The organism is Seonamhaeicola sp. (assembly GCF_028281565.1).
Classification (GTDB): Bacteria; Bacteroidota; Bacteroidia; order Flavobacteriales; family Flavobacteriaceae; genus Seonamhaeicola.
This window is the reverse complement of record NZ_JANQJQ010000005.1, coordinates 1-17,850: the sequence shown is the minus strand read 5'-3', so window position 1 is coordinate 17,850 and position 17,850 is coordinate 1. Positions and strand designations below refer to the sequence as shown.

Sequence of the window (17,850 nt, the reverse complement as noted above, 5' to 3'; positions counted from 1 at the left end):
CTAATATTTATTAATGGATTCACAAAATATTTTTATTCTGGGAATTGAATCGTCTTGCGATGATACAGCTGCCTCCGTAATTCATAACGGAAACATTTTAAGTAATGTTATTGCCAACCAAAAAATACATGAAGCCTATGGTGGTGTGGTTCCTGAGTTAGCCTCCAGGGCCCATCAGCAAAATATAGTTCCGGTAGTGCACCAGGCACTTGAAAAAGCCGGTATTACCAAAGAACAACTCCATGCTGTGGCTTTTACACGCGGCCCGGGATTAATGGGAAGCTTGTTGGTAGGCACGTCGTTTGCCAAATCTTTGGCCTATGGCCTGAACATTCCGTTAATAGACGTCAACCATATGCAAGCGCATATTTTGGCGCATTACATAAATGAGGAAGGTTTTGAAAAACCTCCGTTTCCGTTTTTAGCCATGACCATTTCCGGCGGGCATACCCAAATTGTTAAGGTGAACCATTATTTTGATATGGAAGTGATTGGGGAAACCATTGATGATGCCGTTGGTGAAGCTTTTGATAAAAGCGGAAAAATACTTGGTCTGGGATACCCTGCAGGACCGGAAATTGACAAACGTGCCAAATTAGGCAACCCGAAAGCGTTTAGATTCACCAAACCCAAAGTGGCCGGGCTCAACTTTAGTTTCTCGGGTTTAAAAACAGGTATTCTCTATTTTGTGCAGCGTGAAACGAAAGCTAATCCAAATTTTGTTGAAGAAAACATAAACGATATCTGCGCTTCCATCCAATACACCATTATTGGTATCCTGGTAGATAAGCTTAAACAAGCCTCAAAGGAAACCGGTATTAAACACATTGCGATTGGTGGTGGTGTGTCTGCTAACTCCGGTATCCGACAAGCTTTAAAGGATGGCGAACAAAAGTTTGGATGGACAACATACATTCCAAAATTTGAATATACAACCGATAATGCTGCTATGATAGCTATTGTAGGCTATTTAAAATACCTGGAAGGAGACTTTACCGAACAACATGTCATGGCTTCAGCCAGGTTGAAAATTTAGTTGGCTGTATTCAGTGTTCAGTGGGCAGCCCCAGTTTTCAGTATCAGAGTTTCAAACTTTGCGGCTTAGCGTCTTTGCGAAATTTATTATAAAGACAATTCGTAAATCTAAAATCATAAATCTTTATATCTTCGCTTCATGCAACTTTTTTATAATCCGGATATTACCGAAAACACCACCCAGTTTACTTTTCCAAAAGATGAGAGCAAACATATTGTAAAGGTTTTGCGCAAAAATACCGGAGACACCTTACACATCACTAACGGTAAGGGTTGGTTGTTTGAGGCGGAAGTTGCACTTCCTAATAGCAACAAATGCCTGGTAAGCATTACTTCAAAATCATTGCAACCCAAACGTGACTATAGTTTGCATTTGGCCGTGGCCCCAACCAAAATGAACGACCGCTACGAGTGGTTCCTGGAAAAAGCTACCGAGATCAGTATTGATACCATCACCCCTATCATTTGTGATAGAAGCGAACGTAAAGTGATTAAACCGGAACGTTTTGAACGTATTTTGCAATCGGCCATGAAACAGTCTTTGAACTGTTATTTACCCGAATTAAAAGATGCTGTTCTTTTTAAAGATTTTATACAACAAGAGTTCAAAGGAGATCAGTTTATTGCGCATTGTGAAGAAACCGACAGAAAATCTTTAAAGCAAGCGCTTAAACCTAAAACTGATATCACCGTTTTAATCGGACCGGAAGGCGACTTTAGTACCAAAGAAATTGAAATGGCTATGGCCAATAAATTTATTCCCGTAACTTTAGGCCCTACCAGGTTACGAACTGAAACAGCTGCCATTGTAGCATGTCATTCTGTAGCCTTTGTAAATGAATAATATGAAATTACTTTTGTCTTCCGTCTTCTGTCTTTTGTTTTTTACCTCGTTTTCACAGGAGCTCGCTGTTTTGAAATACAAAGGCGGTGGTGATTGGTACAGTAATCCTACGGCATTACCTAATTTAATTACGTTTTGTAATAATAACATCCATACTAAGATAGAAAGCGTCCCTCAAAATGTGGAAGTGGGTAGTACGGATATTTTCCAATTTCCCATGTTACATATGACCGGGCATGGCAACGTATTCTTTAGTGAAGATGACGCCGAAAATTTGCGAAACTATCTGATCTCCGGTGGGTTTTTACATATTGATGACAATTACGGTATGCAGCCTTATATTACTGTAGAATTAAAAAAGGTATTCCCCGATAAAGAACTGGTAGAGCTTCCATCCTCGCATCCTATTTTTAATATAGCCTATAATTTCCCAAACGGATTACCTAAAATACACGAGCATGATGGTAAACGTCCGCAAGCATTCGGGATTTTTCATGAAGACCGATTGGTATTATTATTTACTTATGAAAGTGATCTGGGTGACGGCTGGGAGGATGAATCGGTTCATAATGATCCGCCTGAAGTAAGGGAAAAAGCGCTTAAAATGGGGGCTAATATTGTTAAATATGCTTTCGAGAACTAAATCGAAGTACGATTTATGATATACGATTTTAGATTGTATAATCTGAGATTTAAAACCACAGAAAAAACATAAATAAGTTTTGAAAGCTATTTTTCTTTTTATTGTAGAATTGTTTTTCGGGATCGATTCTCATAAAGATTACTCGTCGAAGCAATTATTAATTGTGTTTCTAAAAGTTCTGGCATTTATTTTAGTTTTTATAATTGTACTATATTTTCTTTTAGGAAATAAAGAAACTGTTACAATTTCAAATAGTATATGGTCATTTTAACATTCGGAATTCGTAAATCATAAATCTAAAATCGTACATCACTTGCAACTGACACATTACAATACCAACTTCGCAAAACGCACTTTTCCTATCACCGTTGTTTGTGACCATGTTACCAATGCCCCTAATATTGGAAGTTTGTTCAGGATATGCGATGCCTTTGGTGTTGAGAAGCTCATACTTTGTGGCGACCATATTTCGTTAGGGAGAAAAATGACGAAAACATCAAGAGCTACGGAAAAAGTGGTCGATTTTGAAATTCAGCCTTCTGCTATAAAAACCATAGAAACACTAAAAAATAAGGGGTATCAAATCATTTCTTTAGAGATAACTGATAGCAGCAAACCCATACATACATTTAAATTTTCATCAGAAAAACCTATGGTGTTAGTTGTTGGTGATGAAAACTTTGGGGTTTCAGAAAGCATTTTACAAGTATCCGATAGTATTGTTCATATTGATATGTTCGGTCAAAACAGTAGTATGAATGTGGTGCAGGCCACTAATATCACCCTGTATGAAATGACTAAGCAACTGTTGTAACAATAAGGGACTTGCAATGACAAATAGTTATTATATTTACTAAATGAATTCCAAAATAATCTCAAACGGTATTTTAAGAGCCATTGCCATTATTTGTGGTGTCGTTCTGATCTTATACTTTTTATATCAAATACAATCGGTCATTGGTTATATAGCTATAGCAGCGGTAATTTCTTTAATAGGAAGGCCTGTGGTACTGTTTTTACGTAAACGTTTAAAGTTTAAAAACACCCTGGCAGTTGTTGTAACCATGATGTTTTTATTAGCCATTATTGCCGGTTTGGTAAGCTTGTTTATTCCCCTGATTCTGGATCAGGGCCAAAAGTTATCGCTGTTAAATACTGCGGAATTACAAGGCAATATTGAAAGTTTATATGCAGAGATCATTACTTATTTCGATCTGCACCAAATTGATGTGGAACAATCCTTGAAAGACTCTAACCTGTTTTCCAAGCTGGACTTTTCGTTCATACCAAATTTTTTAAACTCAGTCATCAGCGGCCTGGGAAGCTTTAGTATTGGCTTGTTTTCAGTGCTATTCATTTCGTTTTTCTTTTTAAAAGACAGTCGTTTATTTGAGAATAGCATTCTGACCTTAATCCCGGATAATAAAGAAACCCGCTGGAAAGCATCTTCAGAAAAAATAAAGGACTTATTGTCCAGGTATTTTGTGGGGCTGATCTTTCAGATATTTATTCTCTTTATCATTTACATGATCGGATTATTAATTATAGGCGTTGAAAATGCTGTAGTTATCGCCTTTTTATGTGCCCTGTTAAACCTGATCCCCTACGTTGGTCCGTTAATAGGAGCGTTTTTAATGATCACCCTGACCATGACCAGTAATTTAGGACAAAGCTTTTCTGAAGTCATTATGCCAAAAACGTTTTGGGTATTGCTTGTCATTGCCATTGGGCAGTTGGTAGATAATTTTGGAAGTCAACCTATCATTTTCTCAAAGAGTGTGAAATCACACCCGTTGGAAATATTTTTGGTGATCCTTATCGCCGGGATCCTGTTTGGAGTATTAGGATTGATTATCGCCGTACCCGCCTACACAGCCATTAAAGTCATTTTAAAAGGCTTCTTGTCAGAAAACAAAATTGTAAAAAAGCTGACTAAAGATCTATAGTTCACTTTGAATTTAGCGATTTTAAATACTGAAATTCAAGCGTTTATTTCAGCTAATCTCAATGCTGACATTACTTCGCTTTTATTAAAAGGCACTAGTTTTGATACTGTTGAAACCAGAGACCTTATTGAGCAGATTGAAGCCAAAAACAGGTGTAAAAACAAACTCCCCACATGGTTTAATACGGATACTATTTATTATCCGAATAAGCTGAACATTGAACAAACCTCTTCTGAAATTACAGCAGCATACAAATCGCAACTGATCCATGGTAATTCTATAATCGATTTAACCGGTGGCTTTGGTGTTGACTGTTATTATTTTTCAAAACGGTTTAATGAAGTCATTCATTGTGAGATCAATGCGCAACTCTCAAAGATTGTAAATCATAACTACCGTCAACTAGCCGTTAGTAATGTTGCAACAATTCATACCGATGGTATGGACTACTTAAAAACTTTAAATAAAATGTTTGATTGGATCTATGTAGATCCGTCCAGGCGACATGACAGCAAAGGCAAAGTGTTCTTTTTAAAAGATTGCTTACCAAATGTCCCGGAGCACCTTGAATCCCTTTTTAAGGCCTCAAAACACATCATGATAAAGACCTCACCGTTACTGGATATTTCAGTAGGTAAAAATGAATTAAAACACGTCAAAACCGTTCATGTTGTGGCGGTGAATAACGAGGTCAAAGAATTGCTCTGGGTTTTGGAAGCTAGTTATGAAGGCCCTTTGACTATAGAAACCGTTAATATTAAAAAAGACCAAAACGAGGTTTTCAGTTTCAATCCCAATAAAAGAGGCGTTGAATATAGTTTACCACTCACCTATTTATATGAACCTAACGCAGCTATTTTAAAATCCGGTGGTTTTAATGATGTTTCAAATCAATTGAAGATTTTTAAGCTGCATCAGCATTCCCATTTATATACCGGCGAACTCCTTATTAATTTCCCCGGAAGGCGATTCAAAATTGACACTATACTGCCCTACAATAAAAAGGCATTCAAAAAGACAGGGCTAAAAAAAGCCAATGTAACCACCAGAAACTTCCCGGAAACCGTGCAACAGATTAGAAGAAAACTACAGATTAAAGATGGCGGGGATACCTATTTATTTTTCACTACGGATGTAAACAACAACAAAATAATATTAGTAACTTCTAAGCTATAAAAATAACCAAGACCTATGACCACTAAGTTACATACCCTTTTATCAGCCCTGATATGTGTTGCTTTACTTCATTCCTGTAAAGAAAAACAACCGGATAAGCTTCAAAAACCGACATATGGCAGCCCTAATATCATTTATATTCTGGCAGACGATCTGGGATACGGAGATTTAAGTTACACAGGCCAAAAAAGATTCACCACACCTCATATTGACACCTTGGCAAAAGAGGGCATGTTCTTTTCGCAGCATTATTCCGGGTCTACGGTTTGTGCACCTTCCAGGTCCACCTTAATGACGGGATTGCATACCGGGCATACGCCCATTAGAGGTAATAAAGAAGTAAGACCCGAAGGACAATGGCCCTTACCCGGAAGTACACAGACATTGGCAAAATTATTACAAAGTAAAGGGTATACCACCGGAGCATTTGGTAAGTGGGGATTGGGGTATCCCGGATCTGAGGGAGATCCTTTAAAACAAGGTTTTAATACGTTTTACGGGTACAATTGTCAACGTATTGGCCATCATTATTATCCCTACCACCTCTGGAGTAACGATCAGAAAATAGTACTTGAAGGCAATCAGGGACACAAAAGTGAACAATACGCTCCGGATTTAATACACCTGGAAGCTTTAAAGTTTATTGATAACAATAAAGACAGGCCTTTCTTCCTGTACTACCCGAGCATTATTCCTCATGCCGAATTATTGGCCCCGGAATCTTATATGAAAAAGCACCTGGGGAAATACGAACCCGAAAACTCCTATATAGGTACTGATGACGGCCCCGATTATAAAAATGGCCCCTATCAGTCCCAGAAAAATGGTCATGCGGCATTTGCGGCCATGGTCAACTTGCTTGATGATCAGGTAGGAGACATTGTCAGTAAAATTAAATCTTTAGGCCTGGCAGACAATACGATCATTATTTTTAGTTCCGATAACGGTCCGCATCTGGAGGCCGGAGCAGATCCGGATTACTTTGACAGCAATGGCCCGTACCGGGGTTATAAGCGCGATTTATATGAAGGCGGTATTAGGGTACCCATGATTGTAAACTGGAAGGGTAAAATATCCCCCGGAAGCAAGACGGACCATATCTCTGCCTTTTGGGATGTTTTGCCAACAATTGCCCAACTTACCGATATTGATGTAAAGCATGAGATTGATGGCATATCTTTCCTTCCTACACTTTTAGGACAGGCCAACCAAAAACAACACGGTCATCTTTACTGGGAATTTCATGAAAGGGACGGAAGACAGGCTCTAAGGCAAGGTGATTGGAAATTGGTAAGATATGACACGAAGAAAAACGGTAAATATCAACTTTATAACTTAAAAGAAGACCCCGGTGAAACCACCGATCTGGCTGCAAGTTTACCGGAGAAAGTGGCCTCTCTTGCGAAAACTCTGGAATCAAGCAGAACACCTTCAGACGTATTTAAGTTTGAGCAAACCACGTACAATGCCGAAAAATAATTAAGACCTTGGTTTGGCAATACCTCTATCATACATCACAATACTCCCGGCTACCGACACATTTAAACTTAACTCCGATTTAAATTTCACTAAGAAATGTGACTTTTCGATAGCTTGCTTGGAAAGCCCATGGTCTTCAGCTCCTAATAAATAAACACACCGTCTGGGATGATGAAACGTTTCCAAAGGTTCCGCTTCATCAGTAAGCTCTACACCAACCAGGCGTGCGCCTTTGGGCAGGTTACTAAAGAAATCTTCAAAGGTGTCATAGTGAAAATAAGGCATCGATTTAACTGCATTATGTGTATCAGAAGCTTGTTTTGCATAGCGGTTCCCTATGGTAAAAATAAAACTGGCTCCTAAGTTTTGTGCGGACCTCCATAAAACACCTAAGTTCTCCGGTGTTTTTCCATTTTGGATGCCAATGCCAAAAAATTCGTTTACAAAATTGTCATTCATGATGCAAAAATAGAAAAGATAATGACCTGTTAAGGTTTTTGTAGAATTTAGCTAAGAACAAAAGGATCCGACCATTTAGTTACAGGTTTCTTAAATATTCAGACAAGTGACTTTAATCATTTTAAAAGTTTCTTTATTTCCGTAACTTATAGGAAATCACAAATAACGAGGTCATGAAAAATATTTTAATCCCTATTGAGTTTAATAGTAATGAGCAAAAACTAATTGAAATGGGTAGTCGGCTAGCCGAGAAATTCCATTCCAAAATTTGGTTGATCCATATTGCTTCCCCGGAACCTGATTTTGTCCCTTACATTAGTGGTAGTGGTCCAAACGATGAAAGAGAACATCGGGCATCTATTTTAAAAAAAGAACGCAAACGTATTCAGAAATATGCTGAGACACTAAATAGCAAAAATATTGACACCACAGCCTTACTTATTCAAGGTCAAACCATCCAAACCATCATGGAAAAAGTTAAGACATTAAATATTGATTTGATCATTACCGGAAATAATAAGCATGGTTTTATTTATAAATTATTTTTGGAAAGCGTTTCGGAAGAACTAGTTAAAAAATCGGATATTCCTGTACTACTGGTTCCTTTGGATTCTTAAACATATTCGTTAAAAAAAAAAGCCTTTACAGTGGTGTAAAGACTTTCTCCCCCAATTTAATCATTTATTCGGCTACATCCGGTCTTAAGTATTCCGGTAATGCAGCAGCCAAATCGGTATGAATGTCCACCTCAAAATTCTCTGTTTCCTCTAAACTTCTTTCATAGAAAATTATATAATCTATACTACAGCCCTGTGCCCTACCGGAAATAGTCAGCGTATATTCTTCATCCTTTTTCAAATTCACAGCAACAACAGCGTGCTTCTTCACGCCATCAATATGGCCTTCCATTTTATGTATAGAACCCCACTTGCGCACCCCACGTCCCCAGAACTTGTGGTTTTTCTTTAATTCTTCAGTTGGAAATGCTGAGGCCGTTGTAAAATCCCCTTCCAGCTTAAACCATAAATCATTTCTTTTATCTCCCTTTTCAAACCCTGCATCCGTACAATGTTCAGTGCCCGGAGTACATTTCTCCAATGGCTGGAGCATGCGCATGGTCAACCTATACTTTGCTGTTTTTGGACAAGTAAAAGTATATTTTAAAGGAGACTTTGGCTGACCTCCATTTAAGTTATTTCCTGTAAACTCTAAATAGGCATCATTCAAAGCTGCTATGTCTCCTTCAGTAGTTCTGAAATTATCACTGTCAGGGTAATAGTCAGGGTCTCCTTTCTTTCTCACAACCCATAATCCCAAATCAGATTTTGTTACCTCAGGTTCAAAAACAACATAATTGGATCCAATTTTAATACCGTCAACCGTGGTGGTTTCAGTTTCATTGGTCCCACCTGTCTCTTCTCCGGTTCCGGTTCCATTATCACCGGCGTTCTGTTCCTCCTCATTATCAGGTAATTGATAGTCGGAAGGATCAAGGTCGTCTTTTGAGGATGAACAGGAATAAATGATAAGACATAAAGACAAGAAAAACAGTCTTGTAAGTTTCATAGTTTGTTAGTTTAGTTAATGACAAATCAAAACTAATACAAGTCAATAACTACAAACGCAAGAGATAACCGCAAGAATGCCACATATGGTTTTCTTTTAATGAAGGTTTTATAAAACAACATATCTCCACTATGGCTGGTGAGGATTGAAGTGATCGCGACAGGATTATTTTTAATGTCCCCCTGATACTTTACCGTACAAGTATAAAGCCTGAGAGCTACGCGCCGGCGTTCTTTTTTGGAGTTACAAAACAAAACCCCATCAATTAAGGTGGCATTTCCTGAAACTAAATAATTCAAATAGATTAATCTCCGGCACTTAATGAATAACTTCCATCGCCGTTAAAAGAAGTCAATGTAATGGTAACCGTCCAATTACCAGGTTCGCCAGAGCTTGTTACACCAGAGAATGAATCCGGCTCTGTACCACCATTTAAACTTCTTTCAAGAACAACAGTTCCATTGGCATCTGCTACTTTCATAAGCAAGGTTCCTGTAGCAGACGATGTAATATCTGCATTATAATCGGCAGTTGCGAGATTGTTGGTCCAGGTTATGGTTCTTGTACCATCGCCCCCATTTCCTGTAAAGTCACCGCCTATATCTCCGTTGGGCCCTTCGTTTTCTACAATATTTACCGTCGGTCCATCATCACTGGAACAAGAAGTAGTAGTAAGCGTAAAAACTGTCATTACCATTAAAATTCCAAATAGTTTAAAATTTGAGGCTTTCATTTTTTTTGTTTTAGGTTAAACACTTTTATTTTAAAACAACTTACTTCATAGAAGTCCCAAACTTTTTGCAAATATTTTTTATGAGAGTGCTATAAATTAGTCTACCATATCAGAAACCAATTGATAATTAGTCTTAAATAAAACCAACTCAAAAATAAAGTCGGTATACAATATTACTGGTTAAACCCAGTGAGAATCGGGAAAATTTTTCAATAGCCTCATTTTGATTTAGCCTGTAATAATTATTAATCGCATTTTCCCGATTAGTAATATTCCAGACCGATGCACCGACTTCCGACCTGAGCGTTTTGCCGATTTTAAATTTATAAATTGCGGAGGCATCTAATCTGAAATAATCCTTAAGTTTGTCGTTGTTGGCTAAATCAAAATTTATTTCATCATCAACTATTTCATTACCACTTAAGGGAATTGAGGTTGGTTTTCCCGTTCTGTAATTTAATCCGGCAGAAATATTCCATGATTTATCGCTATATGTTGTTCCAACGGTTAAGGAATTAGTAATATCAAAATTACTAGGAAATTCAATGTCTTCCAGAGTTTCAAAAGTATAGGTATTATTTATATGGGAATAACTTAACCAGCAACTAAAATTATTGAACCGTTTTCTAAATAAAAATTCAAGACCATAAGCATCATACCCTCCTTTTGTTTTTATAAACTCATACTTTGTGGTAAAGCTTTGGCTCTGTGTGGTAACACCATCTACTGTTTTGTAATACCCTTTGGCATCAAATAACCAACCGCTATTTTTATAAACTAGGCCAAATGAAGCCTGCTTACTTTGAATTATAGGAATGTCATCATTATCCGTTAATTGCCAACGTCTCTTTTCTATACCCAGAAAGTCATTTTGAAAATTGATAATTTGCGAGGTGCTTTGATGTTTAAATTCGCCTTGTGCTTCAATTTCAAAGTGCTTTCCAATTGGCTTTCTTATACTTAACCTGGGTTCAACAATTAATTTTTTAAATCTGGTAAGATAGTTTGCTCTAACGCCACCTCTAACCGAAAAGCCATTATCAGGATTCTTGTATCCTATTTGACCAAAAACTGCATGTTCCCTTAATACTTCTTCATCCCGTCTAACAAATCTTGGTAAGTCAATATCATTTAAGTTAATGACTTCAGTCTCGAAAAAATTATACCCAAGTTTAAAACGCCATATATCCTGAGTATAATTACTTTCCAGTTTTATACCTGTTTCGGAAACCACATTTTCCTGTAAAAAACGTTGCCCTGCCATCACATCAGCATTAACTGCTTGCAATTTATAGTCTGTGTTGTAAATATTAAAGACAGTAGATAGTTTATTGGTCCATGCTCTTCTATAATTTAGGCCTCCGGCAACAGTGTGTTGAGATACGCCACTTTCTTTTGTTTCATTAAAGCCATTGACATTTGCAGTTTCATTAAAACTTAAATTATTATCAACGACCAGAAAATTCAACCTAATAAAATCCTTATCAGTAGGCTGATACAACCACCGGAATGAGGCATCATAGAAATTAGAGTTTTGGTCAGAATTGGTTACGTTGGAAACATTGTTTGCGGCCTCTGTATCCTGGGTTACCCTATCAAAATAAACGTCATACGTTGGGGTTCTAACAAAATCATCTAAAGATTTTCTTGAGGCCACTAGTAGAGAGGACTTTTTACCTATGGGAATGTTGGTAAACAGCTCTGCATTCAAAAAATTAAGCCCCAAAGCCCCATTAAACTTTGAATCAACCTGTTTATCCGTCTGCATGTGAATCGTTCCGGAAACGCCATCCGTCAGAGCAACGTCTGAACCATTATTAATTACACTGGCTGTTTGGGTCATTGCAGGGTTAAAACTCGATATTAGACCAAAAAAATGTCCTGTTTGATACATTTTAATATCATCCCATAGGATAAGGTTCTGGTCATGGGAACCTCCCCTGATATTGATATTTGAAACGGTTTCATCAACACTTAAAACACCGGGTAATGCCTGGACGGTTTGAAGTACATCAGATTCAATGAGGCCAGGTAAAAGACTAAACCGGGTATAGTCAATTGAAGTGGTCCAATCCTGTCTTTTGTCAATACCTTTAACAAGATAGGTTTCAATGAGTACAGGAGCTATGGTTTCTTGCTGAACAAACATTGTTATAGTTCCACAATCCGCTAAATTGAAATACCTGACTTGTCGTTCAATAGTTCTGAACCCAATATGCCTCATAGTTAATGGTTCATTTAAGGACTTTACTTTTATTTCGAAATACCCGTTCTCATCAGTTACCGAATACCCTGACTTACTTGTAATAGTTGCACCTTCAACGGGTTGTGCTAATTCTGAATCTTTAATGTAGCCACATAATTGAATGACTTTCGAAATTGTATAAACTACCTCGCTAACTTTTTCAAAGATCAGGTCTGTCTGTTTCTCAAGATTCTTGATTTTAGCCGATAAGTTTAAGTCCTCTGGAATGGGAACAACATAAATGTCTTTTAAAAGGCTACTTTCGTAATTAAAAGTTATAGCATGAATTTGATTAATTTGTTCCAGTACTTTGGAAATGGGAACACTCTGTCCTGCATTTTGGCCATGTAACTTAATTGATAAGGCAAAACACAGAAATAGTAATACATAAACTTTAGTTTTGCCCATTCCTTACTATGACTTTGTTGGCGTTTTGAATTGTGTAAGTCAAATTAAGGGGATTTGTAATAGATTTTAAAGCATTTTCAAGATTATTATGTTCAAAGGCTCCTGTAAAGTTTACATTTACAGACGATGGATATTCAACATCTATATTGTATTGCTGTTCAAGTTCTTTAAGAACCTCTGCCAGGGAAGCATTTTCAAAAACGCTCATATTGTTAAGCCAGTGCGGTTCAGCAATTGCAATACCGGATTTTATGGCCGTTCCTGAATCCAAAGCAAATTCCGTCCCCGCCGGGAGCTCAATATTTTCATTGTTATATGTTACTTGCACCAGACCTTCATAACACGAGACCTTAAAAATGCTGTCTCTGGATAAAACATTAAACGCTGTTCCCAAAACGCTGACCTTCCCTAAATCTGTGTAAACCTCAAAACGTTTCCCTTTTTCAACGTCAAAATAAGCTTCACCTTTAAGATTAAGAGACCTGTTTTCATCCCAATCAGAGCTTTGGTACTTTAATTCGGATAGTTCATTAAGGTTAACCATAGAGTTATCAGGAAGTGTTATGGTTTCATTTTGAGCTAAATCAGTCTTAAAGGAATCTATTTGGTTTTTACTGATCAGAGTAAACAATGCAAAACCAACAACAAAAACAGCAGCTATACCGGAAACAACTCTTATCCATTGCTTAGAAGTACTCTTCCGCGTGTACAATTTTTTATCCAGGGTATCAAAAGGCACAACTTTAGCATGGGTATTACCATTAAATCGTTTAGCTTCACTAACAATCTCATTATACAGGTCGGCATCTTCCAAAGCATTAAAAGCTTTTGCCTCTGCATCAGACAGATTATTGTTTAACCATTTTTTTAATAAATCCTCTTTATCCATAACATGCTGTTATATATTTAAAACAACTAAAACCGGAATTATCCCAGAATTATTTTCTATTCAGTTCTTCGAGCTCATTTTTAAGTTTGTTTAAAGCAGCATAAACCCTATGCTCAGCTACTTTTTTAGTGACTCCTAAAATTTCTGCAACCTCTTTATGGGTTTTCCCATCTATTTTGCTCAACATAAACGCAACCCGCTCTTCTTCCTTAAGCCCTGATAGTGAACGTTCAAAACGTTTAAGAAATTCTTTTTTACGTAGAATAAACTCCGGGGATTCATTAGTATAGTCTTGTGGTTTAACCTCCTTGTATTTTAAAACAACCTTCTGGTGCTTAACTTCGTTGAGCATCATGTTGTTAGCTGTAGTGTACAAATAAGTCTTGGCTGTTTCCGGCTTAATCTTGGAACAGTTTTCCCAGAGTTTGATGAAGGCCTCCTGGACCTTATCGGCCGGGTTTAAAAGCGCTCCATATTTGTAAAAAAGGATATTACTCAATGACTGGGCATACTTTTCATAAAGTTTTGAAAAACGAAACTTGTCACATATATCCTGGTGCAATGATTTAGGCAAAATATTGGGTTATTGGATTTGAGAAACGAAAGATAAACAAAAAAATGTCTTTTTTCCTGGGACATTTTTTAATTGGGTTGTTTTAAGAATAAAGAGTGCTGTAGAAACTCCTTTTGAAAAAATAAAAATATAATTTACTTAGTTATGAAAACACTCAGAACACCTTTCTTTTTAGTCTTAGCCCTTATTCTAATGATTACATCTTGTAGAACAGAAGAAGATTTAGCGATTGATCCTCCAACAGATGAAGCAATTACCTCTAATTCAACGGTTGCCGGTTTAATGAAGAAAACCGTATTAAATGACGGCTCTGTTGATAATATCGTGTATCACGCAAATTGTTTTACTTTTCAATTGCCTATAACCATTACGGTAAATAGCATTACAATTACCATCAATGAAATAGGTAACTATGAAGATTTAGAGGATATCCTTGATGAATTTGAAGATGATGATGATATCATAGATATCTCTTTCCCGGTTACCATCGTCCTTGCCGATTACACGGAAATCATTATTAACAGTTTTGACGAACTTGAAACTTATGTCGATGATTGTAATGATGAAAATGAAGGTGACGATGATATAGAATGTATAGATTTTCAATACCCAATTACGGCATCGATCTTTGACGAAAACAATGATCTAATAAATACCATTTCTATCGATAATGACAACGACATGTATGATTTTATAGAGGATTTGGATGATTATGCTGCTACTACCATAAACTTTCCGATTACTGTTATATTTCCTGATGACTCAACCCTAGTTATCAATGATATACAAGCATTAGAAGAGGCTATTGAATTAGCTGATGATAGTTGTGATGAGGATGATGATTACGATTATAATGACGATGATTGTGATGACTGTACCACAGACGACCTGGTCTCAGTTTTTGCTGATTGTCCTCAATGGATGGTAGATGAATTAAAGCGTAACAATAATGACCTTGAAGATAACTATGAAGGGTATACATTTGAGTTTAATAATGATGGTACGATTGTAGTCACTCAAGGTTCTACCAGTACATTTAGCGGAACCTGGGAAGCTTCAGGTGAAGGTAATAATATTTCGGTTACGATAAATATACCAGACCTATCAGACTTCAATGGTACCTGGATTCTTCATGAAATAGAGCACGAACCCGGTGAAGCTGCGGTTGAATTAGAATTGGGTGAAGATGAGTTGGGTTTTGAAAGTAATTGCTAATCGAATAATCTAAAATTTTTGAACACTACATCGGTTTAATATTTTTATTGCCTGATGTACAACATAAAAAGTAATCCTTAAAAATCTTAGGATTACTTTTTTATTTTACAATGGAAATAATTAATACTGTATTAGCAATAAAACCTGAAAGCTGTGCTTTATTGTACTTTTTTTGTGTGCCTTGCATCAAATGCTTTTTAAAAAATGGCATGTATCGGGACCTTAAAGATGTTTTTTCCAGAGCTTAAATAATAAGAACGCACTAAGGAAGGTTAGTAAAAGTAACATCAATGCCAGCTTCAGTTTTCCATAGATGAAATAACCAATAGTAAAGAGGGCAAAAAAGATCATAAAACTTCCTATGACCATACAAAGTATAGCGATGGGGACATCCCAATTTTTGTTATTGTCAAGATCACCATTCTTAATTTTAATCCTGATTTTTTTCCACCCGGGACCACCCGGTTGTATTAGTTTATAGAACGATATAAGTGTTTCTTCATTTGAAGGCTTTGTAAGCAACGTAACCCCAACCCAGGCAGTTGTAGTGATTAGAACTCCCAGTACCAGTTTTAAAGCATCAGATATTTCCGGAAGTCCGGTCCAGGGATGTATGGCCTCAAAATACAGGGCTATGACAAAGGATACTATCATGGCTGTCATCTCGCTCCAGGCATTTATACGGAACCAAAACCATCGCAATATAAAAAGTAGTCCTGTACCTGCTCCAATTTGTAGCAGTATGTTGAATGCTTGTAACGCATTGCTTAGAAATAAGGCTAATATTGCGGCAAATAACATCAAAAGAGCAGTACTCATCCTCGCTACAAAAACCAGTTGTTTCGCTGAAGCCCCTGGATTTATAAATCGCTGGTAAAAATCATGTACCATATAGGATGCCCCCCAATTCAAATGCGTTGATATGGTAGACATGAAAGCCGCGATTAAAGAGGCTAAAACCAACCCTAATAGACCAGGTGGTAAATAAGTGAGCATTGCAGAATAGGATAGATCATCCTTAATCACTGACACATCGACATTAGGAAAAGCACGCACCAAATCGGATACATTAGGAAAAATGATTAATGATGCCAATGCGATTAAAATCCAGGGCCATGGCCGTATGGCATAGTGCATTAAATTAAATAAAAGCGTGGCCCAGATGGCGTTCTTTTCGTCTTTGGCAGAGAGCATTCGCTGTGCGATATAGCCCCCACCTCCGGGTTCAGCACCCGGGTACCACACACTCCACCATTGAACTGCGATGGGGATTATAAAAGCCGAAATGAGTAGGTCGGTATTGGAAAAATCCGGAAAGAAATTTAATTTATCCTTAACATTTGTATGAGATAAAAGGTTATCTAAACCTCCAATTTCCGGCAGATCAACAATAACTATGGTAGCCCATACGGATCCGATAAGAGCCATGAAAAATTGAAAAAAGTCGGTTATCAGGACGCCTTTCAGTCCTCCCAACGAACTGTAAATAACTGTGGTGACGGAGGCAATTAGCAAAGCTTGGATCGGGCTAAGACCAAGTAAAACGCCGCCAATTTTGATAGCAGCCATAGATACGGTTGCCATTATAATAATATTGAAAAAGAACCCGAGATATAGTGCCCGGAATCCCCTTAGAAAAGCTGCTTCTTTTCCACTATATCGAAGTTCATAAAACTCAAGATCTGTCAGGACGGTAGAGCGTCTCCATAGCTTGGCATATAAAAAGACCGTCAGCATTCCGGTTAAAAGGAAAGCCCACCAAATCCAATTTCCGGAGACGCCATGTTTTCGAACAATATCGGCTACCAGGTTGGGCGTGTCAGCTGAAAATGTGGTAGCGACCATAGAAATTCCTAAGAGCCACCAGGGCATGGAGCGACCCGATAGAAAAAACTCAGAGGTGTCTTTCCCTGCGCGTTTTGAAACCATAATCCCTATAATTAGGGAGGTGATAAAAAATATTCCAATAATGATCCAATCTATTTTTTCTAAAATCATGTTATATTCTTCAAGTTAAGACAAAGCCCATTCTTCACTGAGCCGCATAACATTTCTATTTCTGAATGACAGACTTGTACAGAAATTGCGTATGTGATACTACAATTAACCATTACTAAAAAATGGATTTTACACAGTGATAATGGTAAGAGGAGGTTAAGTAATGCATTAATCAAAATCATTAATAGTTGGAATTTCATCTATAATGGTTTTAATTAGTTCCATATCCTTATCAAATAAGACCGGATAAAACGTGCCTTCCATTTTTTCATCCTGGGGAATGATAGGAAACCCCTGTAGATCCTCTGGCCTTTTAAGAGCATCCACATTGGATCTGGTACCATCTGCCATCACATTGAGAACCACGGCCCTTCTTTGCCGGTTGGAACCATTGGCATAGGAACCATGCATGCAAATCGGATGGTGAAAACTGGCATAGCCCTTTTTTAAGACATTGGCAAACTTATTATCCATGGCCTTGTTTTGTTCGGGCGTCAGTACTTTTCGAACTGCATCCATATCCCCGGTTAAACCCGTAATTGGTAACAATCCCCATTTATGGCTCCCGGGAACAAAGTACAAACAGCCATTGTCTTCACTGGCGTCATCCAGGCCCACCCAACAGGTTAAATGATTGTTT

17 protein-coding genes are annotated in these 17,850 nt (G+C 37.5%); 9 read left to right on the top strand and 8 right to left on the bottom strand.

Annotation, left to right across the window (positions count from 1 at the left end; genetic code table 11):
- The first annotated feature begins 13 nt into the window (after positions 1–13).
- The 7 genes from tsaD (at position 14) to Q0983_RS01150 (ending at position 7,123) form a co-directional block, all read left to right on the top strand.
- Complete coding sequence (gene tsaD, locus Q0983_RS01180) at positions 14–1,036, top strand: tRNA (adenosine(37)-N6)-threonylcarbamoyltransferase complex transferase subunit TsaD (RefSeq protein ID WP_299547493.1); 1,023 nt, start codon at positions 14–16, stop codon at positions 1,034–1,036.
- Positions 1,037–1,174: 138 nt separating this feature from the next.
- Complete coding sequence (locus tag Q0983_RS01175; protein ID WP_299547490.1) at positions 1,175–1,879, top strand: 16S rRNA (uracil(1498)-N(3))-methyltransferase; 705 nt, start codon at positions 1,175–1,177, stop codon at positions 1,877–1,879.
- Position 1,880: 1 nt separating this feature from the next.
- Positions 1,881–2,522 carry a DUF4159 domain-containing protein gene (locus Q0983_RS01170; protein ID WP_299547488.1) on the top strand — a complete coding sequence of 214 codons (642 nt, stop codon included), beginning with the start codon at positions 1,881–1,883 and terminating at the stop codon, positions 2,520–2,522.
- A 313-nt stretch (positions 2,523–2,835) separates the two neighbouring features.
- Entirely contained in the window at positions 2,836–3,336 is a 501-nt protein-coding gene (locus tag Q0983_RS01165) for a TrmH family RNA methyltransferase (protein ID WP_299547485.1), read from the top strand.
- Between the two features lie 43 nt (positions 3,337–3,379).
- A complete protein-coding gene (locus Q0983_RS01160) occupies positions 3,380–4,468 on the top strand; it encodes an AI-2E family transporter (protein ID WP_299547482.1) in 1,089 nt (362 codons plus the stop codon).
- Between the two features lie 6 nt (positions 4,469–4,474).
- Positions 4,475–5,644: an RsmD family RNA methyltransferase gene (locus tag Q0983_RS01155; protein ID WP_299547479.1), complete on the top strand. Its 1,170-nt coding sequence runs from the start codon at positions 4,475–4,477 to the stop codon at positions 5,642–5,644.
- A 15-nt stretch (positions 5,645–5,659) separates the two neighbouring features.
- Positions 5,660–7,123, top strand: coding sequence for an arylsulfatase (locus tag Q0983_RS01150; RefSeq protein ID WP_299547476.1), 1,464 nt, complete (start codon positions 5,660–5,662; stop codon positions 7,121–7,123).
- On the opposite strand, the gene Q0983_RS01145 is transcribed toward Q0983_RS01150, so the two are convergent.
- Positions 7,124–7,582 (bottom strand): RNA methyltransferase, encoded by a 459-nt coding sequence (locus tag Q0983_RS01145; protein WP_299547474.1) that lies wholly within the window; start codon positions 7,580–7,582, stop codon positions 7,124–7,126.
- Positions 7,583–7,755: 173 nt separating this feature from the next.
- Here Q0983_RS01145 and Q0983_RS01140 point away from each other — a divergent pair, with 173 nt between their 5' ends.
- Positions 7,756–8,199 (top strand): universal stress protein, encoded by a 444-nt coding sequence (locus tag Q0983_RS01140; protein ID WP_299547471.1) that lies wholly within the window; start codon positions 7,756–7,758, stop codon positions 8,197–8,199.
- Positions 8,200–8,263: 64 nt separating this feature from the next.
- Here the strand turns inward: Q0983_RS01140 and Q0983_RS01135 are convergent, their stop codons facing one another.
- The 5 genes from Q0983_RS01135 to Q0983_RS01115 form a co-directional block, all read right to left on the bottom strand.
- Entirely contained in the window at positions 8,264–9,148 is an 885-nt protein-coding gene (locus Q0983_RS01135) for a hypothetical protein (protein WP_299547468.1), read from the bottom strand.
- 304 nt (positions 9,149–9,452) lie between these two features.
- The gene (locus Q0983_RS01130) at positions 9,453–9,881 is read right to left on the bottom strand and encodes a hypothetical protein (RefSeq protein WP_299547465.1); all 429 of its coding nucleotides are present in this window, start codon (positions 9,879–9,881) and stop codon (positions 9,453–9,455) included.
- A 148-nt stretch (positions 9,882–10,029) separates the two neighbouring features.
- Positions 10,030–12,534 (bottom strand): TonB-dependent receptor, encoded by a 2,505-nt coding sequence (locus tag Q0983_RS01125; RefSeq protein WP_299547462.1) that lies wholly within the window; start codon positions 12,532–12,534, stop codon positions 10,030–10,032.
- Positions 12,521–13,423, bottom strand: coding sequence for a FecR family protein (locus tag Q0983_RS01120; protein WP_299547459.1), 903 nt, complete (start codon positions 13,421–13,423; stop codon positions 12,521–12,523). The genes Q0983_RS01125 and Q0983_RS01120 overlap by 14 nt, the downstream gene beginning before the upstream one ends.
- Before the next feature lie 49 nt (positions 13,424–13,472).
- Positions 13,473–13,997 (bottom strand): sigma-70 family RNA polymerase sigma factor, encoded by a 525-nt coding sequence (locus Q0983_RS01115; protein WP_299547456.1) that lies wholly within the window; start codon positions 13,995–13,997, stop codon positions 13,473–13,475.
- 144 nt (positions 13,998–14,141) lie between these two features.
- On the opposite strand from Q0983_RS01115, the gene Q0983_RS01110 reads away from it, so the two are divergent.
- Positions 14,142–15,212 (top strand): hypothetical protein, encoded by a 1,071-nt coding sequence (locus tag Q0983_RS01110; protein ID WP_299547453.1) that lies wholly within the window; start codon positions 14,142–14,144, stop codon positions 15,210–15,212.
- A gap of 222 nt (positions 15,213–15,434) precedes the next feature.
- On the opposite strand, the gene Q0983_RS01105 is transcribed toward Q0983_RS01110, so the two are convergent.
- Both Q0983_RS01105 and Q0983_RS01100 read right to left on the bottom strand, forming a co-directional pair.
- Positions 15,435–17,210 carry a sodium:solute symporter family protein gene (locus tag Q0983_RS01105; RefSeq protein ID WP_299547450.1) on the bottom strand — a complete coding sequence of 592 codons (1,776 nt, stop codon included), beginning with the start codon at positions 17,208–17,210 and terminating at the stop codon, positions 15,435–15,437.
- Between the two features lie 168 nt (positions 17,211–17,378).
- A partial coding sequence (locus Q0983_RS01100) for a phytanoyl-CoA dioxygenase family protein (protein WP_299547447.1) occupies positions 17,379–17,850 on the bottom strand: 472 nt, incomplete at its 5' end.

Coding starts and splice junctions, on each gene's coding strand:
- Q0983_RS01120 (WP_299547459.1), bottom strand. CDS start 13,423: ATGGATAAAGAGGATTTATTAAAAAAATGGTTAAACAATAATCTGTCT.
- Q0983_RS01105 (WP_299547450.1), bottom strand. CDS start 17,210: ATGATTTTAGAAAAAATAGATTGGATCATTATTGGAATATTTTTTATC.
- Q0983_RS01130 (WP_299547465.1), bottom strand. CDS start 9,881: ATGAAAGCCTCAAATTTTAAACTATTTGGAATTTTAATGGTAATGACA.
- tsaD (WP_299547493.1), top strand. CDS start 14: ATGGATTCACAAAATATTTTTATTCTGGGAATTGAATCGTCTTGCGAT.
- Q0983_RS01170 (WP_299547488.1), top strand. CDS start 1,881: ATGAAATTACTTTTGTCTTCCGTCTTCTGTCTTTTGTTTTTTACCTCG.
- Q0983_RS01110 (WP_299547453.1), top strand. CDS start 14,142: ATGAAAACACTCAGAACACCTTTCTTTTTAGTCTTAGCCCTTATTCTA.
- Q0983_RS01125 (WP_299547462.1), bottom strand. CDS start 12,534: ATGGGCAAAACTAAAGTTTATGTATTACTATTTCTGTGTTTTGCCTTA.
- Q0983_RS01160 (WP_299547482.1), top strand. CDS start 3,380: ATGAATTCCAAAATAATCTCAAACGGTATTTTAAGAGCCATTGCCATT.
- Q0983_RS01140 (WP_299547471.1), top strand. CDS start 7,756: ATGAAAAATATTTTAATCCCTATTGAGTTTAATAGTAATGAGCAAAAA.
- Q0983_RS01175 (WP_299547490.1), top strand. CDS start 1,175: ATGCAACTTTTTTATAATCCGGATATTACCGAAAACACCACCCAGTTT.
- Q0983_RS01135 (WP_299547468.1), bottom strand. CDS start 9,148: ATGAAACTTACAAGACTGTTTTTCTTGTCTTTATGTCTTATCATTTAT.
- Q0983_RS01150 (WP_299547476.1), top strand. CDS start 5,660: ATGACCACTAAGTTACATACCCTTTTATCAGCCCTGATATGTGTTGCT.
- Q0983_RS01145 (WP_299547474.1), bottom strand. CDS start 7,582: ATGAATGACAATTTTGTAAACGAATTTTTTGGCATTGGCATCCAAAAT.